Below are 24,012 nucleotides of genomic sequence, written 5' to 3'. Positions count from 1 at the left end.
TAGCAACTACAAACACAAAAAGAACATCCTTAATCAAAAGAACGTCCTTAACTTTGTACCTCTATTTTAATTCCAGATTTGAACTTGATGTTGATGTAGTTATCGTAGACGTGCACCTGCTCTACCAATCGTCTAACTAATACTTCATCGTATTCAAGGCCACTATGTTCATTTTGGTCTATGAACTCAAGCATCTCATTCATTCTTTGTTTTGAATTATCATTTACTGCTTTACCTAAAAGAATATTTTGTTTTTGTTCTTTCAGCTGAACTATCTGCTCTCCAATACTAGTGACATCTTGATTCTTGCTTGATTGTTCCAGCAGTTGCTGTTGCAATTCCTGCAGTTGTGAATCAATGATTTCAACTTCTGCAGTGTTATCCACTTTCAGTAGTTTTCGAATGCTCGAGTTCAATATCTCCTTGATTCTGCCTTCATCCGCAAACACTCTATTAATCCCATCAACCACTGCCTGTTTTAAATCCTCTTCAAGAATCGTTCTGGCATCACAATACTTGGTCTTATCCAATCGGCTATAACATCGCCAAACAATGGACTTCTTACCCCTGTTGTTCCAGTGAAGTCTACGATAAATCTCACCACACTTTCCGCAGTAAGTAATGCCCGATAAAGCATACTTGCTACTGTAGTTAATCGATCCTTTCTTGTTTTTCAGGTTTGCTCTTCTAGTAATTTCTTCTTGAGCTTGCAGGAATAAGGTCTTTGGAATGATTGGTTCATGAGAATTTTCAACATAATACTGTGGCACAATCCCATTGTTCTTCACTCGCTTTTTTGTTAAGAAATCGACTGTATGAGTCTTGGCTAGAAGTGCATCTCCCATATATTTTTCATTTACCAGAATACCCTTGACCGTTGTGCCTGCCCACTTCTTATTTCCTGCTCCAGTAAGTATTCCATCAGTTTCAAGGTTTCTAGCAATTTGAATCAAACTAGAACCTTCAAGGTATTCTTTGAAAATGCGTTTGACCACCTCTGCTTCTGTTGGTTCAATAATCAAATGCCCATCTTCATCTTTAGTGTAACCTAAAAATCTGTTGTGATTGATGGTTATCTCACCTTGTTGGTAGCGATATTGTAATCCTAACTTCACGTTTTGGCTCAAAGATTGACTTTCTTGTTGGGCCAAAGATGCCATTATCGTCAACATAATCTCCCCTTTGGAATCCATGGTGTCGATATTTTCTTTCTCAAAAAATACGGGGATGTTCTTCTCCTTCAACTGTCTAATGTACTTTAGACAATCCAGGGTATTTCTGGCAAATCGGCTGATGGATTTAGTAATGATTCTATCGACCTTGTTTTCCATGCAATCCTGTATTAAGCGATTAAACTCTTCTCGATTCTTAGTGGATGTTCCCGAAATCCCATCATCTGCATAAATGCCAGCCAATTTCCATTCTGAATTGCTGTTAATGAAATTTGCGTAATGCTCCACCTGTACTTCATAACTAGATGCTTGTTCATCACTATCTGTTGAAACTCTGCAATAAGCTGCTACTCTTAACTTTGGCTTTTCTTCCGCATCAACCTTTAATGTTCCGACTCGTTTTGTTGCAGGAATCACGGTAACACTTTTATTCTTCATCGCTTTGCACCTCGCTTTCTATTTGGCTATAAATGTATTCTGCTTGTTCAAAAGGATCTGCGAACTTCTCAATGCATGGATTCATCTTGAATTTTGTTGATGGTTCAACTGCGAGAATTGGTTTAACTCGATTCAACCGACCCAACTTGGTTGCTCTTTTTAATCTTTCCTCTTGTACCTTTTCAAAAACTTCAGTTGAAATAATTTCTGGATAAAAATCATCGCCACAATATTCTTTTTTCTCAAGCATTCGACCAACTTGGCTATGAGTAAAATTCAAGGAGCAACTCTTAGAGGCTGTCACAAGTGATTCCCCTTCAAGAAATTTACTAAATAACATTTTGACTTGTTTACCATTTTCTTCATCAATTTCAGCTTTGCCATCAACTATTTTGTAGCCGTAAGGAATATGTTTCATCGCTACATCAACCTTTCCTTTAGTTTCAATCCACATTTTAATTTGAATACCAGTTCCGTTCTTGAAAGAATCACTACCTCATCTACAAAGCTATCAAACTGCGAATCCTCGAAGGTAATAATCATCTTCCCTTGTTTCGTAAACTTGACCAGTTCTTCTAAACATTCCAAATTATCAAAGCCTTTGGAAATAGAACCTGTTAGCATCTTCCGTTGATTTTCTAAAATATCTATCTGCTTAACCAGTTGGTTTTGCTCTTTTACAAATGTTGGTCTTTCAATATAACCATTGGCAACGAACTGAATTAAGTTATCTTGTTGCTGTTTCAATTTTTCTAACTCAGCATTAAGAACCATAATTTGAGTATTATCAACGGTATAAGTGGTAGCTCGTAAATCTGCAAGCAATGGCTTTAGCAAGATTTGATGGGAAAAAACAAGTTTGTTCATCATGGTGATGAATGCGAGTTTTATCTGTTCATCTTTGATAAACTTCTTGCTACAAGAATACTTGTCTTTAAGATGTGTCGTGCAAGCCCAAGCCACATACTTCTCATTTTTGTTCTTGGTTTGGATTCTCCTTTTGAAAGTTCCACCACATTCACCACATTTCAATATTCCAGAAAAACTATACCGATTTTGATACTTATCATCATCTTGAACAATATTCTTGGATTTGGCATTTTGAACCAGCATCTGTTGTGCCTGCTCAAATGTTTCTTCATCAATAATTGCTGAATGATGCCCTTCCATGAAATATTGGTTCTTATCCCCACGATTGATTTTTCTCTTAAAGGAATCATCCGTGAATGTTTTTCCAAATAAAGCATCTCCGATATATTTTTCATTCTTGATGATGCCACGAATGGTTGTGCCATGCCATGTTTTTCTACGTTTTGTGGTTACTCCTTGTTGATTTAGTTTTTCAGCGATGTCTCCAGTACTTGTACCTTTTAAAACATCTGCAAATATATCTTTTACAACCAATGCCTGTTCTTTATTGATAACCATAACACCATCTACCCAATCGTAACCAAAAGGTGGATAGCCAATCTTGTAAGTGCCATTTTGAAATCTTTTTTCAATGCCCCATTTGGTATTTTGGGACAATGATCTTGATTCACTTTCTGCCAGACTACTTAATATGGAAAGCATCAACTCCCCATCCATTGTTTGAGTATTGATATTTTCCTTTTCAAACTCAATGAAAATATTTAGGTCATTGAGTTTTCTGACCATCTCTAGGCAATCTACAGCATTTCTTGAAAAGCGACTAATAGATTTGGTTAAGATAAAATCCACTTTTCCATTTTCGCAATCTTGTAGCAGTCGCTTTAATCCATCACGCTTATCAATCTTTGTGCCAGAAATCCCTTCATCAAAATACATCTCCACAAATTCCCAGTTTGAATTGGCTAGAATTCGCTGTTCGTAATGCAATTTTTGATTCTCCAAGCTTAGGAGTTGTTCCTCACTAGAAGTGGATACTCGAGCATAAGCTGCTACCCTCAGTTTGCTAGATTTGACTTGTGCAAGGCTATCAATTTTCGTAATCTTTTTCACTGTCTCACCTCTTTCTTTGGTAGTAACATATTAGCTAATAAACCCAATTATAGCAACGATTACGAAGAATATAACTCGTATAAATATGGACATAATTCTTGTCTGATTTCTTGCTCCATTTGACGATATTCATCTACGGTTATCAGAGTATTTTCAAGTAATTTCTTCAATTGGATAATGGTACACTGATAAATAAAATCAGTTTGATGTTGCACAAATGTATCACTATCACTTGATGATTCATTCATAGCTTTATCTGTAATCTGATAGCCTTTTTTTTCGGTTATTTCTTGATTCATGGTTTCGCCCCCCTATATTTCAGCAAAAGAAGTCAAGAGTATGTAATCATTTAATATTTTTGACTTCCTAAGTTACAGGCAAAGAAAATCCGCAAAAGTAAACCCTTGACGTAAATTCTTTGACCTTTCATCCATAAGCGAAGGAGGGAGAAAAATCGAACCCATAGAACACAAAAAAGCCTCCAAGAATGAAATCAATCACTCTTGAAGGCTTTTACGCTTGTTTATGAAATTAAGATATAGTCATCCGGCTCAGTCTTCCCGGTAGTCTTTCCAACAGCACAATAACCAATTGGGCAACGCGCCCAAACCCACCCGTCAGCGATTGTTAGCTTTTCGTCTTTAGGTAGAGTCCACGTAGCACCTTTGTTGTAAGTACCAACAACTGTTCCATTTAGACTTGGGCGATTTCGGACGTTTAAGCCATTCACTTGAACCACGAGTTTCTTTGTAGCAGTGTTTGCTGAACCACCACCAGTGGGATAAATTAACTTCCCACCCTCATCAAATACGGAGTAGCCTTTATTGCGGTCAGCACAGTTCTTGGCATTCGTTAAATCCTTGAAAGCCCCGACCTGACTCTTGGCATCTGCCCATGATTTACGAACACGATATAGCCTTGATGTTGGCTGACTTGGAGTGGCTGAGCCTCCGCCACTATTAATCGCATTTGCCTTGTCCGCAATGTACTGGAGTTTACCTAAAAGCATCCCCGGACAAGATGTGTTTGAAAAATAGCTGTGAGGGAACAGGTTCTGATTCACTACTAGTTTCCCCAAGCCATGACGTTTAGCAATGTCTGCCACCAACTTTGCACAGGCATCGATTGTGGCTTGATTGATATTCCATGAAGGAGAACCTGTGGCGTTACAGTTTTCAATCCCAATACTTGAGATATTAGCATTCCAATTCCCCGCATGCCATGCCGTATTGTTTTCATCCACATAAGCACGTATTTCTCCGTTTTTACCAATACCATAATGAGCGGATGCTTCACGCGTCTGCCAGATACTTGGCACAATGTCGTAATTCGTTCCCGCCATGTGATGAATGACGATTTTGTTGACCTTCGCCCCACTACGACCCGATGTGTAGTGAGGGAAAGATTGAAAGCCGTATTTAGTTGCAAAGCTACTAATTCCCATTTTCGTTGTCCTCCTTACCATGTAATTGCTTGAGAGCTTCTTTGACTTTCTCTGGCACAGGTAAACCTATGCTTACGGCATTTTCTAGTAGTGAGATTCCCTCGTTTGAGATGTAGAAGAAAATCACTGCATCACGTAGGACGTTCCCTGTTTTAAGCTCCAAGTCAAGCATGTGACCGACACCAACGAGCAAGAAAATCAAAATCTTCTTTGTGATGCCCTTTGCCCCAATTCGACTTGAGACCTTCTTCTCGTTGATCGCACGCAAGACCCCTGTGATGTAGTCAACCACCACAAAGGCAAGCAAGGTATAAAGTGAGGCATCAAAACCTCCCAAATACCAACCGACAAGACCACCTGTTGCCACAAAGCCTGTCTGAATCAAATTCCATGTCTGTTTCATCATCTCATTCCTCCGTTTCTGTATTGAAAAAGGCATCTAGACTTTCGCCTAAATGCCTTTAACTTCTTTTTCCAATAATTCCAAGATGAGTTCTAAGGTCTCAGCATCTTTGCCTGAAACTTTGACCTCGCTATCTTCCAAGCCACCAATCAATAAAGGCAGTTTGTCCTGAAGTTCCGCTACATCAATGACGGAATCCTCATTTAACAAATCTGCCTTTTCTTTATGGTATTCGGCTGCGGTTTCGGGTAAAAGTAAGAAGTTCCCGTTATCTTGAATAAGGTTTCCTGAATCATCCTTCTTCCCAAAACGCTCTAAAAGTTCAACCTCATCCTTATACAGCTCATCAATCTTGGTTCGGATGAGCTTGACGAGTTTCGTTCGCACCCGACTGATTTTCGGTGTCAGCTCAAAGCTTTCGAGAAAGGTAATCACCTCCACCAATTCTTCATTTCTAATCCGTAACATTCTTGAGTTCCTCCTTCAATTTCCCGACTTGCACGCAGAGGTCATCAACGACCAAGGTCAATAATTCAACCATATCTGTGGTGCATGATTCAGGTTCCTCGACTGTTTCAACATGTGGCAAAACCACTAATTCTTCTTCATTTTCCATACTTGCCTCCCATTATGAATATGTCGTCATAGAGTTAAACGACTGAGCATTATACCAACCACTGGCAGTCCCGTTACTGTTAAAACCAGTTGGCAAGGCAATCGTTCGCCCTGCAAGCTTTTTACAGATTTCACGGATGAGACCAAAGTCAACCCAAGTGCCATCATCTCCAAGGAATAAGTTTGAGCCGTTAAAAGCAATACCTGCGCACTACCACCGCTATTCCCAATTCGAGTATAAAGTGACGAGCTGAAGGTAATGCCATTCAGGCTAATCGTATGCCCACCTGATAATTTAATCGTGCCGTTAAGCCAGACATCATCATCAAAATGAAATCCCTTCTCTTTATTGGTTTCAAGTGTCCGAGAGTACCAGATGAGTTTGGTCGTGTAGCTGCTCGCACCTGAACTATCCATGTGCGCCCAAGCCATGTATTCTGTACCATACTCAAGGTCAAACACGAGCCCTCGCCAATCACTATGACCGCTGATGTTATTCGCACCAATCGTTCCGACTGTTGTGCCACCACGCCTGATTGTCATTCCCTGTGAGTTAATTTCTGTGACGAGTGTACTTCCTGAGTAATAGCCAATGGTTGTCCCTGTGATTCGGATGGAATTACTTGCTGTAATTGCAGTTAGAATATTAGCAGCGAGCTTATCAGCCGTAATGGAACTGGCGGCTATGCGACTTGCAGATAGCGTTCCTGTTGTAATCTTCCCTGCATCAAGACTAGCAATTTTAGCACTTGTAATAGCCGCATCCGCAATCTTCGCTGTGGTAATGGCGGCAGAGCCAATCATGGCTGATGTGATAATTCCACTATCAATCGTGGTCTGACCTGTGATATGGACTTTATTTCCGGCTATCAGGATGCTTTCAGGCGAGAGGTTGATTTGGTTGATCACATCCCCTTTTCCAACTCGAAGGTTGATGATGTCCTTTTGCATGAAGATTGCTGAATAGACAGTATTGGCTTTGGAGTAATCCGCTCTTGCTGTAGTTGAGAAGACATTCCCATCATAATCATCAGGCTTAGTCGTGGTGTTCACTCGCACCCTCATCTTGAGTGCATTGCTTGGAACGGTCACGGCGCTTGATGAGCTTTGATAGGAAACTTGTACATAAGCTGACTCGTCGTCCATCGGGTTCATGGTAAATGGTGAAGTGGTCGCATTATAAATCCCCGCATACGAACCATTCTTGATTGAGAAGAAGGCAATATAAATCGCATCTGTTGGCATACCCGCAATCTGTGAATCAGATAATGTCCATTGGTGGATAGCGTTACTGCTATTTGTAACCACATCAATCTGCTCCCACACACCGCCGATATAAAGTAGGACGATATTGTCGGACGTGTCTTTTCGACCATTCCAAGTGATGGTGTTCGGAAAAACTCGACCGCCTAAAGGTAATTTGTAAATTGCCAGATAGTCCTCAGCTGAGGCATATGGGTTTGATGTTACTGAGCCAGTGATAGACAAGGTCTCGACATTTTTTGAATTGAGGTAATCAAGGATTGTGGTGTTGTCATACGTTCCAACAGCCAACTTCTCGACATACTGCTTGGGGGCTGGCACATAGTCCACATAGGGCAAGGTGAAACCATAAAAGTGATAGTAAGACGTGACTGACGTTCCATCTCTTCGTTGAGCAATATACTTATCACCTGACTCCACATAAATGAACTCTGAGCGGATATGGTTCGTGGCAGTTATCTCTGAACCATCACTCGTGTTAAGCGACCCCTGTTCCCAATTCTTCACTTTGAAGGGAATACCGATTTCATCTTGAAGTTCCGAGACTTTCAAGAGCATGGTATCAGAAGTCTGTTGAATCAATGTTTCGGCTGATGTCACCCTCCCTGTCAACGCATCAACGGAACTTTGACTTGCCTTTGATGCGATTTGCCCTGCTTGAACTGTCAGACTTGCCTCAGCACTTGTGATTCTGCCAGTTAAGCTATCCACCGAAGTTTGGCTCGCTTTGGCAGCTATCTGACCTGCCTGAACGGTGAGTGTCGACTCAGCTGTCGTCATTCGCCCTTGAAGGTTGGCAATGTTGGTCGCAGCCAGTTCAATTTTTGTGGCATGCTGATTTACGGTAGTGGTTAATGTTTCAGTCGCAGATTTGGCTTCAAGAGCCGATACCAATGATTGATTCAACCCTTGGTCAAGAACGGCTGTTGAGGTTGTAGTTGAGCTATCCGAGTAAGTCGTCACCACTCTCGTCCAGTAATACTTGCCACTCGACCAAGTGGGAATGGTGTTTGACCACGAGCCACCTGTTTGAGTGGTATTTGAGGTTGAGAGGTAAAACTGCTCTCGAACTGATGTAATCGTAGGCGCATTTTGCCCCGGAGTACCTGGACTACCTGTCGCACCCGTTGCTCCAGTGGCGCCTGTATCCCCTTTATCGCCTTTTACGCCTTGCTTTGAAACCGAGTACGAAGTTGTCGCAGAGTTGTCCTGAAGTGTAAACACAGTTCTCGCCCAAAGATACTGGGTTGAAGAAACGGATGGCACGGTACTTTGCCACCCCGACGTTGGGGCGGTTGTCCCACTTGTTCCGACCGCATAAGTGACCACTGACGATTTCACGGATTTGTTAAAGGCTGAGTCAGCGACTTGGCTGGCAGAATTTGCCGTTGCGTTGGCTTGATTTGCATTTTCCAAGGCGTTCACTACCTCATCAAAGGCGTTATTGGCTTTTTCAAGCGCATCAGCTGATTCTTCCTGAGCTTGAGCAACTGCTTGTTTTACTTCTACTGCTGTCAGGTCATTGGCCAGTGCATACCATTGAGTCACCCCGTCACGGCTTTCATAAACCCACATTTCAAGTTTGTCGCCATTCTCTTTGTACCAAACGTCCCCTAACTTTGGATTGGCTGGCGTATCCGGACCATAAAAGTTGGTGTTCTTACCATTGGCGGCAGTCAAAGCATAGTTGGCATCATCTTTGGCTTGTTCCACTTTGGTATCGACTTTCTTGATGTCCTTTGCCACATCGGTGAACTTCGGCATGACGTTCCCAAGCGTGATAGAAATGAATGCTTTCAAAATGGGGTCATACCTGTACTCAACCATTCGAGCGGTCACACTAAAGCCGTCCTCTGCATGAGTGACAGAGACGATATCGCCTAGATTAATCGTCTCAAGACTTGAAAACTGCTTATATTCCTCTGTTCGCTCAAGTGGGGCAAACTCTACATCATAAGTCGCAGTCGGTTTATCAATATGAGATACCGTAAATTCCAGTGCCGTAAGTCGCCTGAGTTCCGCATAAGCCAAATCCTTGGTCGCAAACTCGCCTTCTTCATCTCCTACTTTGACGTTGTCATACTTGGTGATCTTGATTTTAGGGCTGACATAGCTATTGATGAGTGGGCTATCAACATATTTTTCTGGCAAGAATAAACCATCATATCCTTCCGGCATGATGCGAGTAACGATAGACGAATAGTCTAAATCCGACTTGTAACCTGTCAGATTCTTCTTGTCTCGAATTTGGACACCATTGTCACTGCCTCGGTGGGCAAGCATAGAAATCGAATAGTTATCTCGGACAATCTCACCACCGAACCGTGCTTGATAGCCATTATCCAAATCACTATCAAGCAAGACTTCGACTGGATTCAATCGCACTAAGCGGACGTTGTTGACCGTAGTTATATTGGACGTGCCCGAGAAACTATGAGGGACAGTGGTTGCACCGAGTAACTGTGTCAACGCACCACTCCCGTTTTTATTCACGATATAGGTATCTTCAATGAGGTTCTTTGCCAAGTCGTAAAAGATATGATGCGCCACGATATGAACCAAACCTCCTAGTGAATCATCACGTTCTACGATTCGAAAGAGTTGGTCTTGAAGTTCAGGCACAGGACATTTCACAATCATCTCTGGTCGAAGTTTGTCGCTCGCCTTGGCATGAATGGGATAGTCAAATTCCAAAGAAAAAAGCCCATTGAGTTGTTCGGTAACAACAGGGCTTACGACAACACCATCAAGGACAGCGAGACCATTATGATTGAAGTTTGATTCAGTTTTCTCATATAAAATCATCATAAGTATCGCCACCTCGGTTCGATTTCGACTTTGGATATTCCTGTTCCTAGCGTGACCGTATTAGAGCCCACTCGAAATTCAGGAAAATCGCCTGTCATTAGATTATTTGTTGCCACATCTCCGTAGTAACATTCCTTTAATTCGCTATCGATAATCAAATATTCTGATTGAAGGTTAAGAACAATAGGTTTGCCATTGATGGTCAACGTCCTTGTTCCACTGCCATATACCTTGATTCGTGGCAGCGAAAAGACGTTACCGCTATTTGTCACCGTTCCTGACGAGGTTCGATTGATGAGCGGAACACCCACTTTATATCGAAATGGCGAGCAGGTAATTTCAAGCTCAAACTCCCACATGGTCGATAGTACTTGAGATAGCCCACTCGCCTTAACGGTTTTCATTTTATAAAAGACAGTCGGATCATTTGAAAAGCTGACAGTCTTGGCATTCAAGATTTGTGGAAAGATAGTTCGCCAGACCGTCCACACGTCCTTTGCCCAGATGACGGCTTTCAGGTTAAACGTCATGTCTTTCCAACCCTTGAACAAGGTCAAATCTCCCTCTCGCCCATCCACCTCAATGTTTTCAATCACACGTTCCGTTGTTGGAATCACAGGAACTTGCGTAATGCGAAGGCCAAGGTCAGTCCGTGAGTTGATTGTTCCATCTAAAATAAACGCATTCAAGCTACCACCTCCTTTTGGGCATAAAAAAAGACCGCAAAGCGATCTTTGGTTATTATTATGAAGCACATTTAAACATACTTCTTCAAATCATGATGCTTATTAGCAAGCTTTTTACGATATTCGTTTGTAGCTAGAATCAAGCCTCTAACATTTTCTCTTTCGTCATTGGCAAGTTGTTTTTCAAATTTGATTGATTCTTTAAACAGTCGTTCCAACTCATGACCTAGCTTATTCTGATTGGCAACGTGGAACACACCTCCACCTACAATAACGATAGGCGCAGCCACTACAGCAGCAATACTTGCGATTCCTCCAACTGCTCCAGCAACGCCAAATCCAGCAAGCGCCGCCATAATCTCCGCGCCGCTCATTCCGGCAAACACGGCAAACACAACCCCTACACCAACAGCACCAGCACCCAAACCGCTAATTGCTCCTGCTAATTCCGGTGGGAAACCTTCTGAAAACGTGATTTTATCACGATTTTCTGTCAGAAATGCCTCCTCTGATACAAGCAACTTAAATTCATCAACTTCTTTTTTGTCAATTGGAGTAATATGCCCCATGACATCATCAATAATATTCCCCATAATAACTCTCCGTTTCCTATTTCGTGTATTTAAATTATACATCAAAATAGAAAACGGCGCTTTTACTCCTTAATTAGTAAGCATAATTTCTACGCTTCAAAACAGCTAAACTCTTATCTATTTCAGGAGCCAAGCGACCAACAAGCGTTCCATCATCAAGAGTAATCTTGATGTCCATAGCTTTAAGCAAGGCTGGTAACATTTCACTCGTGATATTAGTCAATGCATCCACCTTAGCTCCTAAATCAAGCATAGAGAAGTTGCTGTCGATTGCTGTATGGATACCCGTATCAATATCGAAGTTTGGCATATCAAGTTTCGTTGGAATAGCATCTTACATGGTTTTTGCCACACCAGTCATTTCCTTATCGAAACCAACACCAATCCCTAGCGCCATGTTCTTCCCAATTTCATCTCGGAACAAAGTAGAAGGCGAGTGAATCCCAAAGAAATCCTTGATACTGTCTACCACGCCACCAAAGAACCCTGAGATTTTACTTTTAAGCCAACCCGCTGCATCAGCAATACCATTCCACAAGCCTTTAATCAGATTAAGCCCGATATTGCCCATTGTCGAGATGTACTCTCCAAAGGCATTCACGAGTCCAGTGATAATTTGAGGGACCGCCTTCACAACTGCCGAGATAATGGCTGGCAAGTTCTGAATCAGCGCTACTAACAGTTGCACACCGGCAAGGATAATCTTGTCGATATTTCCAATCAACGTGCCTGTAATAGCATTGATAATCTGGGGCAGAGCGTTCGCAATGGTTGTGATGATTTGTGGTAAAGCACCAATCAAGGCAACTAACAGTTGAATCCCTGCATCAATCAGCTGAGGAATTGCACCAATCACCGCATTCAAAATGTTTTGAATAATCACTGGAATGGCAGCTACAATCGAATTGATGATATCAGGCAATGCCGATACCAACGAGGTCAAGAGCTGAATACCAGTCTGCATGATGATGGGAATAGAACTGATAATGAAGTTCACGATTCCCGTAATAATCTGTGGCAAAGCACCAATCAAAATCGGTAAAGCCGTAATCAACCCTTGAGCCAGTCCCATGATTAGTTGGAGAGCTGCATCAAGGAGTAACGGCAAGTTCTCAATCAAACCATTCACAATTGTGATAATCGCTTGAATGGTAATCGGGATCAGTTCAGGTAAAGCCTCCCCGATACCTTGAATGAGTGTCGTTACTAACTGAAAGGCGGCATTGATGAGGAGTGGCAGATTTTCAATCAAAGTTTGCACAATCGTTAAGACGGCTTGAACCACTACTGGAATTAAGGTTGGTAATAAGCCTAGAATTGTCTGCAAAACTTGGGAGAACAAGGAAGTCACTGCCTCGAGCAAAGTTGGTAATAGCTGCCCAATCGCTCCAATGACCGCATCAATCACCGCAGGCAAGGCGGAGACGATATTTTCAATGGCAGGAATGATGTTCTTGAGCACATTTTGGAATGACACGACTACGTTTCCAACGAGTGAGCCAATATCCGCATTGGCATTTCCGAGTCCTGCCATGAGGTTAGAAATTGCCGACTGCATGCCATCAATCGAACCGCTAATGGTTTCAGTCGCCTCTTTGGCAGTCGTTCCTGTGATACCCATTTCTGTTTGAATGGCGTGAATCGCTTCGGTCACATCTGCGAAGTTTGACAGGTCATACTTCTTGCCTGTGATTTTCTCCGCATCAGCAAGCAGTCGTTCCATCTCACCTTTTGTCCCGCCATAACCTAACTTCAAGTTGTCCAGCATCGTATAATTCTGCTTAGCAAACCCTTGATACGCATTTTGGATATCAGACATATTCGAGCCCATTTTGTTGGCATTATCGCTCATGTCGGTGATAGCTTGGTCAGCGACACCAGCAGCTTTGGCTGTGTCACCATTTAACGACTGTATCAAACTGGCCGAGAAACCTGTGACAGTTTCCATGTATTCGTTTGCGGACATCCCGGCTGTTTTGAAAGCATTATCCGCTGACTTTTGAACTGTCTTTGATGCATCACCAAAAAGGGTATCAACCCCACCGACTAATTGTTCATAGTCGGCATAAGCTGATACCACTTGTTTACCTAATTCAATTGCGGCAGCACCTGCTGCAAGAGCAACTGCTCCCATGGCTGCACCAATGCCTTTAAGGACACCACCGAACTTCTCAAATTTGCCACCAGACTTCTCAGCCTCATCACCCGTATCCTTGAGTTCATTGCCAAGGTTATCCGTTTCTTTGGTGACGTCCACCTCTTCTTGTCCCATAGAATCGAGTGCCTTCTCGTTGGTCGCAAGTTCTCGCTCCATACCATTCAGTTGAGCTTTGGCATTGTTGAGTTGGATTGCCCAGTTCTGGGTTCGCTTATCATTTTCACCAAAGCTGTCGGAGGCATTTTGAAGAGCACTTTCAAGGGTGCTAATTTTCTCCTTCTGAGCATCAATGGATTTATTGAGGACGGCATTTCGAGCGGAAACTGCCTGAATGCTTTTGTCATTTTTATCGAACTCAGACGATACCAACTTCATCTCTGAGCCTAGCACCTTGAATGATTGGTTAATTTCTCGGAGGGAGTTCTTGAACTCCTTTTCTCCTTCAACACCAATCTTCAAACCAAAGTTATCTGCCATGAAACCTCACCCCCTCCCTGTTTTAGGCATGAAAAAAGACCGCCTAAGCAGTCTTAATCGACATGTTTTATTTTTTGTAGAAAATTCTTTTTAGCTCAGATTTTTCTATTTTTTGTAGTCTTTTTTCCCCATGGAAATTTGGATGTTTAGGGGATCCAGCAGATGTTGCTCCAAACCAAAAACATTTTTCAAAGTTATTTTCAAAAAGTTGATATAACTCATCTCTATAGTCACTAAATTTTTCCCATGGAATACCTGCTCCCCAATCGAGTAAAACATAGTCAGCTTTTTCAACTTCCGCTTTTATAGTTTCATAGTTATTGAATCCAATCAATCTATCTAATTCAGTTCTATCGACAGCATTCCGAATTTCATAATCTAATTGCTTGGATTGAATTGTTCGTTTGGAAAAAATATCTACCTGAATTAATTCTTTGAAAGATTTATATCCGAATAAGTCAGAAAAACGATACAGTGCGGTTCTTCTAGTTGGCTCCAACTTAGTAACATTTTGAGAATTCACATTATTTATACGATTTTCTTCCTCGCTTATCGGTTTATTGCCTCTTGGATTCATTGCAATTGCTACAATTACTTTTCCGGTATCATTCAAATGAAAAATCGAATACACAAGCGTATAAAGTGAAGTTTCTTCAACTAAATGAATGCCGTACTTAGTTTCTCTATGTTCCTGAAAAAGTTTGTAATCCATAGCATAGCCTCCTCAGAATCTCTTCAATAATATATATAAATTATAACACTTGGAATATTTTAAACACAAACTATCAATTAAATCCCACTTGGAATCACATCATCAATGAACATCTCAACTTTCGGTTTGCTGATGCCCGTGAACTGCTTATGACATTCCCATAAATCAAGAAACAGCCCAAGCGGGCAGAACCAAAAGTCATCTGAGGTCATGCCCATTTGAACTGTTCCGTAATAGTAAAGGCGAGTAAATGTTTCAACGTCACTTACTCGCCTGCTTTGTTTTTTGTTTCAATCTCACTCTCAATGTTCCGAGCTGTTCCTTTGAACATTGCTTCGGTGATTGCTGATTTGTATTCAGCTAGTTCAAGTGGTGAGGTCAACAGCTCCACATACTCAGTCGTGAGTTCGTCTTTCTTGTCGTCTTTATTTTTCAAGTTGTGAATCTTGATAGACTGGTTAGCCAACAAGGTAATCAGCCAGATGATTTCATCAAGGGCTAGTTCAAAGTTCTCGCTCTTAAGCAATTTCTCACCTAAGTTCTCCAATCCACCATAGTGACTTGCGATTTCTTTGGTTGCCTTGGTCGTCAATATGAGTTCATATTCATCTCCACCAAGCGTTATCTTGGCACTTCGTTCTTCTGTCATGGTATCCTCCTAGCCTTCCGTAAATTCAGGTTCATAAACACTTGCGTACCAACCACTGATGGTTGCTGTATCGACCCCAGTATCGTTTTCGTCAACTTCTGCTTTCCAAGGGTGTTTGCCTTGTCCATCAAGTTTATTTCTACGCATCACTGTTCCCTCAATCGTTGGAGTTGAGAAGGTAATGTCGTCACCCTTAGTCGCAAGGCTTGTGCTTGGTACGGCAAACTTCACTCTATAAAGCCACAGGTATTTATACTTCCCGTTGGACTTACGAGCACGGAAACCAATCGCAACCGGCGTACCTCCATCCTCAGTCGTTGAAATCAAGACGCCATTTTGGTCGACCGTTGCGCCCACAAGCACAGCTGCCACTGAACGCCCAATGTCATCAACACCAAGTGTCAATTTTCCATTCTTAAATTCTTTGACCACCTCTGATGCACCGTCATCCGCAAACAATGTCGCCTCTGCTAATTCAACTGACAGCTCAGCCGAGACTGCTTTAGCGAGTTTAACAGGTGTTCCATAGGTTTCTTCACCAGTGGTTGCTGACTCTGTAATCGGTGCATAAAATAATTGATCCAATCCAATCGTAGCCATCTTATCCCTCCATTTCGTAATGTTTGGCGACATCAATCGCCACATGATAGTATTTCGTGTCTTTCTCAAATCCGACAAAGAGCCGATTCGTGATAGTGAAATCAGCTTCAAGTAAGGCTTGAGTTATTTGTTTCTTCAATTCCAGATAGTTCCCACGGGCAAGGAGTGAAATGCGAATCTCACAAATATCAACCGTGGGCAAGTTGTCTCCGTAGACTTCGAAACGTTCGGAAAGTGGTGTGAGCACTGAATAAACGTCAGGAGCCGGACCACTGAATTCACCCATTTCAACTGGAATATCGAGGTTCGATAGTAGGTCGTTCAGTTCCTCTAATATCGTCAAATCCCCTCCACCTCGCTTTCCAATTTCGCCTTCATGGTCTCAATGCAAGATTTCCTTGATTGCGACTTCGCAGGTTTCAAGAATGGTTTAGGCGCTTGACCGTGACGACCGTATTCAAGGATATTCGCTATCTTGGCATTGGAATCACCGTCAGACCGTGATTCGTCAAAACCAACTTTGATATTCCAGTTCCCGTCCTTATCTTGACGGGCTTGTGATGTACCAAGTGCTCGTTCAAGCTCACCAGTTGACCGACTTTCATCCTTGGTATTCGCACCAACAACTGCCGAAAGATTGGTTCGCACTTTGGATTCAACCACCTCCGCACCGCTCTCCAACACTCGTGGCAAGATTTCATCCGTCTTGTTTTCAAGTCTTGAGACCTTCATCAAAAAGTCCTCAGGCATCTTCATCATTGCCCTAGCCATCTGCACTCACCTCAACTTTCGTGGTCAGCACCTCGAGGTACATGTCTCGATTTCTGACGTTTTCTACTGAAATAATTTGATACCTTTCATTGTCAGATAAGATAACCATTTCAGTCGTGACAGTGAGGTTCGGGATGATCCTCAGACGAAACAAACAAGTCGCTGAGCTAAAGGTCGCAAGGTTTACCCACTTTTCGGTGGCATTCTTCTCTTCCTTGTAAGCCCGAATGCTTGCCAGGACCTCATCTTGTTTGCTCACAAAACCTGCACTGTCTTTACGGTTGACTGTTTTCACTATCTGAATGCGTTGATTCATCTTTCCAAAACTCATACTTGCCACCGCCTGTCTAGCCTGAGTAACAGATTGACTGTATTCCAAACTTGGCCACTCGCATTGACATTATCCGAAAAGAAACCCGCCGTTGACCCGTCGCGACTTTCATAGAAGTGACTGACAAGCATAATAATGGCTTGTTCGGTCGTGGCTGGGATTTCATTTTCCGAATAATAGCCTTCCGTTAAGTGTTGGTAGCTTTCGGCATAGGAAAGAGCCGTCAGAATCAATCGTTCCAACAGCTCATCATCTTCATTATGCTCGAGTATGAGATTGGCTTTTACCTTTTCAAATAAATCGCTCATAGGCCTACTCCTATGATGCTGAAGCGGATGCTTTCATCTTCAAGATTTGAACAGCTTCAGGCAAGACGAGTTTTCCGTCCACACGTTCTTTGGCAAGGAAACCAACCATACCATTGCCCGCAAAGAGTTCACGAAGTTGGTCGAATGAACGCACACCACGGTCTCCGATGTTATAGTAGCTAAAATCACCAAAGGCAATGACTGGTTTGCCGGCAGCCACCGTGGGTACATACTCAGACGTGTAAACTGGATAACCATAAAGGCGATCAGGTTCACCTGCTTGAACGGCTGGTTGCCATAAGTAAGCACCATTGTTGTCTTTGAGTTTGCGGAGTAAAGCAATAGTCTGGTCGTTCATGATGAACTTCGCATTCTTACGGTATGGACGTTTCAAAGCATAAACGAGGTTGATTAATTCATCACCCGTAATAGAGCTTTGCGTGTTGGTTGTCACCGTAACTTGACCCCCACCAGTTTCTGCAAAGATTCCGAGTGGTTTACCTACACCGTCACCATTCAAGAAGGCATCTTCTTCGGCATTGGATAGTGCTTTAGCAAATTGGTCGATGATATAGCTTTCGAGGTTGAAGGCATTATCATAAAGCAACTCATCAGTAATCTTGATTGCCACATGAAATTTGTGAGCATCAAGTAAGATTTGGTCGAAGGTTGCATCCCCAAAGCTTAACTCGCCACCTTCTTCAATCCATGAAGCTGCCGGTTTGTTACCTGCAATATTGATTTTATGTTCACCACTTGTTGTAATCGTTGTTCCAAGTGAGCGCATGATGGTTTCAGAAGTTAATCCGTCAATCAAGCGTTTGTCGTATTCCTCTGGCACGAGGTAACCTCCGGCAGCATCAACTCCTTCTTGAAGGACGTTTGAGACTTGGCGGAAATTTGAACGAAGGGCTTGAAGAACGCCTTCCTTGTACTCGTTTGAAGCGCGACCAGTCTTTTTCGTTTTGTCGTTATTATTTTCAGCTTGCATAGGTTGCGAGGTCAAAGGTTCAGACATTGGTTTAGCCATTTCACGCTCCATATTTTCCATAGACTGCATACGCTCGATTTCTTTCGTGAAGTTGGCGACCTTTTTCTCCATTTCAGAGTAAGTCTTGGCATCTTCATCGGACATCAAGCCGTCTTTGTCTTTCTTCGCTTCAACGAAGGCTTTAGCGCCTTCCCATGCAAGTTTACGTTTTTCCATCAATTCTTGAATTTGGTTCATAGGTTAATCCCTCCATGTTTTCATTAAATTAAGCCGCTCATCTAAATTAGCGGCTAGGACAGTGTTTGTTGGTTTTGGTTCATCTTTTGGTGCAGCTTGCTTAATGCGACAGCGCTTGGCGATTTTATCCATGAGTGAATTCATAACCGTGGTTTCCGAGAAAGTCATCTTAGGTAGGTCTTCGTCAACCTTGCCGTCAACATCATCCGCAAAACCTAAATCAACCGCTGACCTCGCATCCATCCACGTCTCGGCATCCATCATATGGGCCAATTTAGTTCGACTCATGCCTGTCTTGATTTCATAAGCATTGATGATGCTTTCCTTCACTTCATCAAGCATTGCCATTGCCTTCTGCATATCCACTCGGTCACCAAACGCAACCGTGGACGGATTGTGAATCATCATCATAGCAACAGGACTCATGACCACTTTGTCGCCTGCCATCGCAATTACTGAGGCAGCCGAAGCCGCAAGTCCGTCAATCTTAATCGTCACGTCACCCGAGTATTCTTTTAGCATGTTATAAATCTGAGCGGCTGCCACACAATCCCCACCCGGGCTATTAATCCAGACCGTGATGTTCCCGTCGCCACTCATCAGCTCATCTTTGAATAGCTGAGGTGTGATGTCATCATCAAACCAACTAACCTCGGCGATTTGTCCGTTGAGGTAAAGGGTTCGGTCGGAGATTTGGCTTGGCTCTTGGCACTCCTGCGTTTCGGGTGTCGTCAGATTTTTCGGTGTCTGATTCACCCACTTCCAAAACTTCTTCATCTTGGTTTTCTTCCTCCTGTTCGTTAGTTTTTGTGGCAAATGCCCCAGCATCTTTCAGTGGGAGCATATTGCCGTTCACGAGATACAAGTCCCCACCTTCCTCTTCTGGAATGCGGTCGAGGTTTTCAAGTTCTCGAATATCGTTAGCTGACATCCACCCGTTTTGACGTCCTGTCGCATAACCGTTCATGCGTGATTGGTAATCGCCACGAAGGAGTCCGTCCACATTGAATTTGATGAAGTACTCTTTCTTCTCATCAAGTGATAGGAGGGCTTTCGTCATTGCCTGTTCCCACCTCATCACCCAAGGATCGAGTGTGTACTTCACAAATTCTAGGGACTGTTGCTCGATATTTGAAAAGCTCGACTTCTCAAGGTCACCAACCATGTGTGGTGGCACTCTGAAAATTCGAGCTATCTCGTTTATTTGAAATTTCCTTGTTTCAAGGAACTGCGCTTGTTCTGGTGAAATCGATATGGGGCTGTATTTCATCCCTTCTTCAAGTACAGCTACCTTACTGGCGTTGGACGAACCCCCAAAGGTTGCATTCCAACTTTCACGTATGCGGACTGGGTCTTTTAATGTTCCCGGATGTTCAAGCACACCACCGGGATTAGCTCCATTCGCAAAGAACTTAGCTCCGTATTCCTCACAGGCAATAGCCATACCAATCGCATTCTTAGCCATGGCAATAGGCGAATATCCTACCAAACCATCAAATCCAAGCCCAGGAATATGAAGGACTTCTGACTTGGAAAGCCTGACTTGTGGTCCGGAATCTACCGTGTAGAGGTAGTAAATCTCTTTGTTTTGGTCGCGATTGACCGTCATTTTGTCAGGCATTAGTGGATACAAGCCCACCACTTCACCTTTGCCGTTTCTGATGATTTGAGCATAAGCATTTCCCCAAAGCAATAAATGGGTCATGAGCGTTTCACGAAAGACAAATGAGGTCATCTCGCTATTTGGCTCATCATGGAGCAAAAAATATAACGGATGATCCAGAGCTTTCTCTTTTCCCCCGCCTTCTCGGTATTTATAAAAATGTAATGGCAAGCCTGCGACCGCCTCCGCTAAGATACGGACACTAGAATATACAGCCGTCATCTGCATGGAGCTTTGTTCAGTTACGACTTTTCCAGCCGTTGTCCCACCAAACATAAAACGGTATGGCGAGCTAATGGTTTGGTTCATCGGTTTGTCTCTTGACTTAAAGAGTCGGTTAAATATTCCCATTGATTAGTTCCTTTCCAGATTTTTGAGTATCAAAAAAGCACCTCAGTTGAGATGCCCCTTAATATAGTTCGTGAGAAAACATGTTCAAAATAGTTTTGTTTTCTTTCAATAACGCATCGCCAATTTCTCTTTCAAGTTCACTTGATTCCTTAATCTCATCAACATCAAGAGGGATGATATACGCTGAAGTTATAAATGAATTGAGCTTGTCATTTGCATCTTCCAATACTTTGAATTTTCCTTGGCTCAAAGCTAATTTAAGGATTATGTTTTGCGAGACTGAACCAAAAACAGAGTATTCCTTAAATAGGTCGCCAAATGCGATTCGTGCTTTTTTTGAATAGCTTGAACGCCCGACTACAACTGCAACGTTATCCTTTGTCAAGCCTATCCAGGCATAGTGGTAGTCTTTTGACTTCATCGATAAACCTTCGAACGATTTCTTAAACGCCTTATCAGGTTTCTTAGATAAATCACACTGAAAAATCTTATCCACTTTAATCTTAGCGGTCTGTAGCTTTCCGATTATTTCCCTCAGCTCAGTTATGCTTTCTAGTTTATTAGGACTCTTATTTGCTACCTCAGCCATTTCTATGCGTTTTTCTCTATCAGGTACAGTCAAGCGATTTTCCTCCCTCATCAATCGTATATTCTGATAAGAAGATTTTATCATGAAACCTGAAAAGATGATATAAATCTCACAAAAACAGCAAGCCTCTATCATCATAGACACTTGCCGCATTATTATTCCCACAGCGGATTGCACGGTCGAGTGCCATAATAGTCGCAATTGCTCCATCAATCTTCTCCGTTGATTTTTCTTTATCAGCTTTGATGTTTCCTGCTGGGTCAGTGCGAATGAAAATGTTATCCATGTTCCAACGCAAGACTGGATGACCACCATGAGCAATTTTCTGCTCGAGGGTGAGTTTCATCAACTCTTTAGTCGGTGGACTCATATCCTTGAACCCTTGTCCGAATGGTACAACTGTAAAACCCATGCCTTCAAGGTTCTGAACCATCTGCACTGCACCCCAACGGTCAAAGGCAATTTCTCGGATGTTGTACTTTTCACCCAATTCTTCGATGAAGGTTTCAATAAAACCATAATGGACTACATTCCCCTCGGTTGTTTTGAGCCACCCTTTCTTCTCCCACAAGTCATAAGGAACGTGGTCACGTTTCACTCGGAGGTCAAGAGTGTCCTCGGGTATCCAGAAATATGGCAATACGACAAACTTATCGTCCTCATCCTCTGGTGGAAACACCAACACAAAAGACGTAATATCGGTCGTACTTGAGAGGTCAAGCCCGCCATAACAGACACGTCCCTCAAGCGACTTCTCATCAACCTTGAATCCACAAGCATCCCATTTATCCATCGGCATCCACCGAATGGCTTGTTTCACCCATTGGTTCAGCCTCAACTGTCTGAATGAGTTTTCCTCGGCAGGGTTCTGCTTGGCTGACTCACAAGCTGCCTTTACCTTATCAATTCCAACCGTGATACCCAGTGACGGATTGGCTTTCTTCCAGACTTTTGGATCCGTCCAATCGTCTGCTTCATCCGCACCATAAATCACAGGATAGAATGTTGGGTCATGTTTACGACCGTCAATAATATCGAGTGCCTTCTGATGCGTTTCGTAACAGATGGAATTGGTATCTGTACCCGCAGTCGTGATAAGGAAATAGAGGGGTTGCGTACGTGCATCCCCTGAACCCTTCGTCATTACATCGAAGAGTTTACGGTTGGGCTGAGTGTGCAGCTCATCAAAGACCACTCCGTGGATATTAAAGCCATGCTTGGAATAAGCCTCGGCTGATAGAACTTGATAAAAGCTATTTGTTGGCTTGAAGACAATTCGTTTCTGCGAGGCAAGGATTTTCACTCGCTTATTGAGAGCCGGACACATCCGAACCATATCGGCAGCCACCTCAAATACGATGGAAGCTTGTTGCCTATCTGCTGCACAGCCATAAACCTCGGCACGTTCTTCTCCGTCCCCGCAAGTAAGCAAAAGAGCAACTGCAGCTGCTAATTCAGATTTCCCCATCTTCTTAGGGATTTCGATGTAGGCTGTATTGAATTGCCGGTAGCCATTTGGTTTCACCGTTCCGAACAAGTCACGAATGATTTGTTCTTGCCAATCAAGGAGTTCAAATGGTTTTCCTGCCCACGTTCCTTTAGTATGACTTAGGCACTCGATAAAGTTTACTGCATAGTCAGCGAGATCTTCATTATATTTGGATGTCTTGGCCTTAAACTTGGTCGGCTTATATTTCTTCAAAGGCAACCGCACCACTCCTTTCCAAGAGAAAAACAGCCCGAAAGCTGTTCTTCAAATTTTTAGTTATAAGTCGCAAGCACATATTGCAGTTCCTTCTCGACTGTTTCATCGGCGGGTTTAATGTCCCATCCACGGTCATAGTTGGCGACAATCTTTCCCTTAACCCGTAGCTCCAGTTTTGAAATGCGACCTTCGTCAATTCCAAACTCGCTTGGCTCTTCAAAATGCTTGATGCAAAATGCAACACTGGTATCGTCAATCTTAATGGCTCCATTAGTCCACATCTACTTCATCTCCTGTCATGATAAAGTGTACGTATTCTTTCTTGTGTTCCTCAATGAAAATCACGAGGTCAAAGAAGTTTCGTTCGTGGGCTAAGCGTTGCACGTAGCAGGTATCAAGCATGTTTGCTAACCCTGACTCCTGAATGGCAATGATTTGTTTCTTAACTCTTGGTGTCATTTTGACCATCCTTTCTGCCTTGCTCGTAGGCGGCGATTAACGCCGCCTCGAGGCTCCACACGGCAATGTCGAGGAAATCTTCATGGTCACTGTTATGTGCTTTCAGGTCGCCTCTCTCAGGCAAGCCGTAGATGTGCTTCTTGGCAATGTTGTAAATCTTGCGTTTGCTTACCTTCATCCTAAAGCCCCTTTCTGATGCGTGTCACTTCTTGCTTGTCTGCGTGGAAGTCCACCCAAACCAGGTCATGGTTAAGTACCATCTCGGTAATCACCTGCCAGGCATCATTGTAGGTTTCGAATGTTTCTTCATTGCCATTCTGGTAAACCAGTTTGAAGGTTGGCTCTGCTTTTACAATGCGAACCGTATCTTCTCCGAAAAGCACGTTCAGGCTTGAACCGCTGTCCCAGTGCACCAGTAGCGAACCAATGTCGTCTACTCCGTACACCGTGCCTTGTGCACCCTTTGGTGGGGCGTAAGGGTCGCTCATGGTAACCAGTTCAACCCGAGTTCCTTCTGGGTAACGTTTCTTCAATCCTTCGATTGTTTCTTTGCTTGGCATCATCTTGATGTCCTCCTTTTGCTTCTTTGTTCATTACATATATTACTCT

At 42.9% G+C, this 24,012-nt stretch carries 29 protein-coding genes; all 29 read right to left on the bottom strand.

Features of this window, described 5'->3' with window-relative positions; genetic code table 11:
• Positions 1–47 precede the first annotated feature (47 nt).
• Complete coding sequence (locus HOY35_RS04940; RefSeq protein WP_172212966.1) at positions 48–1,610, bottom strand: recombinase family protein; 1,563 nt, start codon at positions 1,608–1,610, stop codon at positions 48–50.
• Positions 1,600–2,028, bottom strand: a complete 429-nt coding sequence (locus tag HOY35_RS04935) for a recombinase family protein (RefSeq protein WP_172212968.1) — start codon at positions 2,026–2,028, stop codon at positions 1,600–1,602. The genes HOY35_RS04940 and HOY35_RS04935 overlap by 11 nt, the downstream gene beginning before the upstream one ends.
• Before the next feature lie 2 nt (positions 2,029–2,030).
• On the bottom strand, positions 2,031–3,590 hold the full coding sequence (locus tag HOY35_RS04930; protein ID WP_172212970.1) for a recombinase family protein: 1,560 nt from the start codon (positions 3,588–3,590) through the stop codon (positions 2,031–2,033).
• A 59-nt stretch (positions 3,591–3,649) separates the two neighbouring features.
• On the bottom strand, positions 3,650–3,889 hold the full coding sequence (locus HOY35_RS04925; protein ID WP_172212972.1) for an SHOCT domain-containing protein: 240 nt from the start codon (positions 3,887–3,889) through the stop codon (positions 3,650–3,652).
• 224 nt (positions 3,890–4,113) lie between these two features.
• Positions 4,114–5,055: an N-acetylmuramoyl-L-alanine amidase gene (locus HOY35_RS04920; RefSeq protein ID WP_249641527.1), complete on the bottom strand. Its 942-nt coding sequence runs from the start codon at positions 5,053–5,055 to the stop codon at positions 4,114–4,116.
• Positions 5,024–5,437 (bottom strand): holin family protein, encoded by a 414-nt coding sequence (locus HOY35_RS04915; RefSeq protein ID WP_025186379.1) that lies wholly within the window; start codon positions 5,435–5,437, stop codon positions 5,024–5,026. The genes HOY35_RS04920 and HOY35_RS04915 overlap by 32 nt, the downstream gene beginning before the upstream one ends.
• A gap of 48 nt (positions 5,438–5,485) precedes the next feature.
• A complete protein-coding gene (locus HOY35_RS04910) occupies positions 5,486–5,905 on the bottom strand; it encodes a DUF1617 family protein (RefSeq protein ID WP_172212974.1) in 420 nt (139 codons plus the stop codon).
• Entirely contained in the window at positions 5,892–6,053 is a 162-nt protein-coding gene (locus HOY35_RS04905) for a hypothetical protein (RefSeq protein ID WP_172212976.1), read from the bottom strand. Before HOY35_RS04905 ends, HOY35_RS04910 begins: the two co-directional genes overlap by 14 nt.
• Positions 6,054–6,079: 26 nt before the next feature.
• A complete protein-coding gene (locus HOY35_RS04900) occupies positions 6,080–10,123 on the bottom strand; it encodes a phage tail spike protein (RefSeq protein ID WP_249641528.1) in 4,044 nt (1,347 codons plus the stop codon).
• Positions 10,120–10,812 (bottom strand): phage tail protein, encoded by a 693-nt coding sequence (locus HOY35_RS04895; protein ID WP_172212978.1) that lies wholly within the window; start codon positions 10,810–10,812, stop codon positions 10,120–10,122. Before HOY35_RS04895 ends, HOY35_RS04900 begins: the two co-directional genes overlap by 4 nt.
• 68 nt (positions 10,813–10,880) lie before the next feature.
• Positions 10,881–11,402, bottom strand: coding sequence for a hypothetical protein (locus HOY35_RS04890; protein ID WP_129555528.1), 522 nt, complete (start codon positions 11,400–11,402; stop codon positions 10,881–10,883).
• A 73-nt stretch (positions 11,403–11,475) separates the two neighbouring features.
• On the bottom strand, positions 11,476–11,712 hold the full coding sequence (locus HOY35_RS13450; protein WP_249641529.1) for a hypothetical protein: 237 nt from the start codon (positions 11,710–11,712) through the stop codon (positions 11,476–11,478).
• Positions 11,713–11,736: 24 nt separating this feature from the next.
• A complete protein-coding gene (locus HOY35_RS04885; protein ID WP_249641530.1) occupies positions 11,737–14,037 on the bottom strand; it encodes a phage tail protein in 2,301 nt (766 codons plus the stop codon).
• Positions 14,038–14,104: 67 nt separating this feature from the next.
• The gene (locus HOY35_RS04880; RefSeq protein ID WP_172212980.1) at positions 14,105–14,749 is read right to left on the bottom strand and encodes a DUF1643 domain-containing protein; all 645 of its coding nucleotides are present in this window, start codon (positions 14,747–14,749) and stop codon (positions 14,105–14,107) included.
• Between the two features lie 265 nt (positions 14,750–15,014).
• On the bottom strand, positions 15,015–15,398 hold the full coding sequence (locus HOY35_RS04875) for a hypothetical protein (RefSeq protein WP_077418074.1): 384 nt from the start codon (positions 15,396–15,398) through the stop codon (positions 15,015–15,017).
• A 9-nt stretch (positions 15,399–15,407) separates the two neighbouring features.
• On the bottom strand, positions 15,408–15,998 hold the full coding sequence (locus HOY35_RS04870; protein WP_077418078.1) for a major tail protein: 591 nt from the start codon (positions 15,996–15,998) through the stop codon (positions 15,408–15,410).
• Position 15,999: 1 nt separating this feature from the next.
• Complete coding sequence (locus HOY35_RS04865; RefSeq protein WP_172212982.1) at positions 16,000–16,341, bottom strand: hypothetical protein; 342 nt, start codon at positions 16,339–16,341, stop codon at positions 16,000–16,002.
• Positions 16,338–16,769: an HK97-gp10 family putative phage morphogenesis protein gene (locus HOY35_RS04860; protein WP_172212984.1), complete on the bottom strand. Its 432-nt coding sequence runs from the start codon at positions 16,767–16,769 to the stop codon at positions 16,338–16,340. Before HOY35_RS04860 ends, HOY35_RS04865 begins: the two co-directional genes overlap by 4 nt.
• Positions 16,762–17,100, bottom strand: coding sequence for a head-tail adaptor protein (locus HOY35_RS04855; protein ID WP_172212986.1), 339 nt, complete (start codon positions 17,098–17,100; stop codon positions 16,762–16,764). The genes HOY35_RS04860 and HOY35_RS04855 overlap by 8 nt, the downstream gene beginning before the upstream one ends.
• Positions 17,097–17,408, bottom strand: a complete 312-nt coding sequence (locus HOY35_RS04850) for a head-tail connector protein (protein ID WP_172212988.1) — start codon at positions 17,406–17,408, stop codon at positions 17,097–17,099. The genes HOY35_RS04855 and HOY35_RS04850 overlap by 4 nt, the downstream gene beginning before the upstream one ends.
• Positions 17,409–17,418: 10 nt before the next feature.
• Positions 17,419–18,636, bottom strand: coding sequence for a phage major capsid protein (locus HOY35_RS04845; protein WP_172212990.1), 1,218 nt, complete (start codon positions 18,634–18,636; stop codon positions 17,419–17,421).
• 3 nt (positions 18,637–18,639) lie between these two features.
• On the bottom strand, positions 18,640–19,392 hold the full coding sequence (locus HOY35_RS04840; RefSeq protein WP_142667416.1) for a head maturation protease, ClpP-related: 753 nt from the start codon (positions 19,390–19,392) through the stop codon (positions 18,640–18,642).
• Entirely contained in the window at positions 19,283–20,650 is a 1,368-nt protein-coding gene (locus HOY35_RS04835) for a phage portal protein (protein WP_213173249.1), read from the bottom strand. The genes HOY35_RS04840 and HOY35_RS04835 overlap by 110 nt, the downstream gene beginning before the upstream one ends.
• 58 nt (positions 20,651–20,708) lie before the next feature.
• Positions 20,709–21,272 carry a hypothetical protein gene (locus tag HOY35_RS04830; protein ID WP_142667392.1) on the bottom strand — a complete coding sequence of 188 codons (564 nt, stop codon included), beginning with the start codon at positions 21,270–21,272 and terminating at the stop codon, positions 20,709–20,711.
• A 76-nt stretch (positions 21,273–21,348) separates the two neighbouring features.
• Positions 21,349–22,941, bottom strand: coding sequence for a terminase large subunit (locus HOY35_RS04825; protein WP_213173248.1), 1,593 nt, complete (start codon positions 22,939–22,941; stop codon positions 21,349–21,351).
• A gap of 59 nt (positions 22,942–23,000) precedes the next feature.
• Positions 23,001–23,225, bottom strand: a complete 225-nt coding sequence (locus HOY35_RS04820) for a hypothetical protein (protein WP_172212996.1) — start codon at positions 23,223–23,225, stop codon at positions 23,001–23,003.
• Complete coding sequence (locus HOY35_RS04815) at positions 23,215–23,412, bottom strand: DUF5049 domain-containing protein (protein WP_142667390.1); 198 nt, start codon at positions 23,410–23,412, stop codon at positions 23,215–23,217. The genes HOY35_RS04820 and HOY35_RS04815 overlap by 11 nt, the downstream gene beginning before the upstream one ends.
• On the bottom strand, positions 23,387–23,581 hold the full coding sequence (locus HOY35_RS04810; protein WP_172212998.1) for a hypothetical protein: 195 nt from the start codon (positions 23,579–23,581) through the stop codon (positions 23,387–23,389). The genes HOY35_RS04815 and HOY35_RS04810 overlap by 26 nt, the downstream gene beginning before the upstream one ends.
• Position 23,582: 1 nt before the next feature.
• Positions 23,583–23,966 carry a DUF4314 domain-containing protein gene (locus HOY35_RS04805; RefSeq protein WP_142667388.1) on the bottom strand — a complete coding sequence of 128 codons (384 nt, stop codon included), beginning with the start codon at positions 23,964–23,966 and terminating at the stop codon, positions 23,583–23,585.
• Positions 23,967–24,012: the final 46 nt, after the last annotated feature.

The sequence above is a fragment of the Enterococcus sp. MMGLQ5-1 genome (assembly GCF_013155265.1).
GTDB lineage: Bacteria > Bacillota > Bacilli > Lactobacillales > Streptococcaceae > MMGLQ5-1.
Note: the sequence above shows the minus strand (reverse complement) of the source record. Positions and strands in the feature narration are given on the sequence as shown.

What these genes read in the sequence shown, in the direction of transcription:
- HOY35_RS04940 (WP_172212966.1), bottom strand. Translation starts at nt 1,610, where the DNA reads ATGAAGAATAAAAGTGTTACCGTGATTCCTGCAACAAAACGAGTCGGA.
- HOY35_RS04935 (WP_172212968.1), bottom strand. Translation starts at nt 2,028, where the DNA reads ATGAAACATATTCCTTACGGCTACAAAATAGTTGATGGCAAAGCTGAA.
- HOY35_RS04925 (WP_172212972.1), bottom strand. Translation starts at nt 3,889, where the DNA reads ATGAATCAAGAAATAACCGAAAAAAAAGGCTATCAGATTACAGATAAA.
- HOY35_RS04920 (WP_249641527.1), bottom strand. Translation starts at nt 5,055, where the DNA reads ATGGTAAGGAGGACAACGAAAATGGGAATTAGTAGCTTTGCAACTAAA.
- HOY35_RS04915 (WP_025186379.1), bottom strand. Translation starts at nt 5,437, where the DNA reads ATGAAACAGACATGGAATTTGATTCAGACAGGCTTTGTGGCAACAGGT.
- HOY35_RS04910 (WP_172212974.1), bottom strand. Translation starts at nt 5,905, where the DNA reads ATGTTACGGATTAGAAATGAAGAATTGGTGGAGGTGATTACCTTTCTC.
- HOY35_RS04905 (WP_172212976.1), bottom strand. Translation starts at nt 6,053, where the DNA reads ATGGAAAATGAAGAAGAATTAGTGGTTTTGCCACATGTTGAAACAGTC.
- HOY35_RS04900 (WP_249641528.1), bottom strand. Translation starts at nt 10,123, where the DNA reads ATGATGATTTTATATGAGAAAACTGAATCAAACTTCAATCATAATGGT.
- HOY35_RS04890 (WP_129555528.1), bottom strand. Translation starts at nt 11,402, where the DNA reads ATGGGGAATATTATTGATGATGTCATGGGGCATATTACTCCAATTGAC.
- HOY35_RS13450 (WP_249641529.1), bottom strand. Translation starts at nt 11,712, where the DNA reads ATGCCAAACTTCGATATTGATACGGGTATCCATACAGCAATCGACAGC.
- HOY35_RS04885 (WP_249641530.1), bottom strand. Translation starts at nt 14,037, where the DNA reads ATGGCAGATAACTTTGGTTTGAAGATTGGTGTTGAAGGAGAAAAGGAG.
- HOY35_RS04880 (WP_172212980.1), bottom strand. Translation starts at nt 14,749, where the DNA reads ATGGATTACAAACTTTTTCAGGAACATAGAGAAACTAAGTACGGCATT.
- HOY35_RS04875 (WP_077418074.1), bottom strand. Translation starts at nt 15,398, where the DNA reads ATGACAGAAGAACGAAGTGCCAAGATAACGCTTGGTGGAGATGAATAT.
- HOY35_RS04870 (WP_077418078.1), bottom strand. Translation starts at nt 15,998, where the DNA reads ATGGCTACGATTGGATTGGATCAATTATTTTATGCACCGATTACAGAG.
- HOY35_RS04860 (WP_172212984.1), bottom strand. Translation starts at nt 16,769, where the DNA reads ATGGCTAGGGCAATGATGAAGATGCCTGAGGACTTTTTGATGAAGGTC.
- HOY35_RS04855 (WP_172212986.1), bottom strand. Translation starts at nt 17,100, where the DNA reads ATGAGTTTTGGAAAGATGAATCAACGCATTCAGATAGTGAAAACAGTC.
- HOY35_RS04850 (WP_172212988.1), bottom strand. Translation starts at nt 17,408, where the DNA reads ATGAGCGATTTATTTGAAAAGGTAAAAGCCAATCTCATACTCGAGCAT.
- HOY35_RS04845 (WP_172212990.1), bottom strand. Translation starts at nt 18,636, where the DNA reads ATGAACCAAATTCAAGAATTGATGGAAAAACGTAAACTTGCATGGGAA.
- HOY35_RS04835 (WP_213173249.1), bottom strand. Translation starts at nt 20,650, where the DNA reads ATGGGAATATTTAACCGACTCTTTAAGTCAAGAGACAAACCGATGAAC.
- HOY35_RS04820 (WP_172212996.1), bottom strand. Translation starts at nt 23,225, where the DNA reads ATGTGGACTAATGGAGCCATTAAGATTGACGATACCAGTGTTGCATTT.
- HOY35_RS04815 (WP_142667390.1), bottom strand. Translation starts at nt 23,412, where the DNA reads ATGGTCAAAATGACACCAAGAGTTAAGAAACAAATCATTGCCATTCAG.
- HOY35_RS04810 (WP_172212998.1), bottom strand. Translation starts at nt 23,581, where the DNA reads ATGAAGGTAAGCAAACGCAAGATTTACAACATTGCCAAGAAGCACATC.
- HOY35_RS04805 (WP_142667388.1), bottom strand. Translation starts at nt 23,966, where the DNA reads ATGATGCCAAGCAAAGAAACAATCGAAGGATTGAAGAAACGTTACCCA.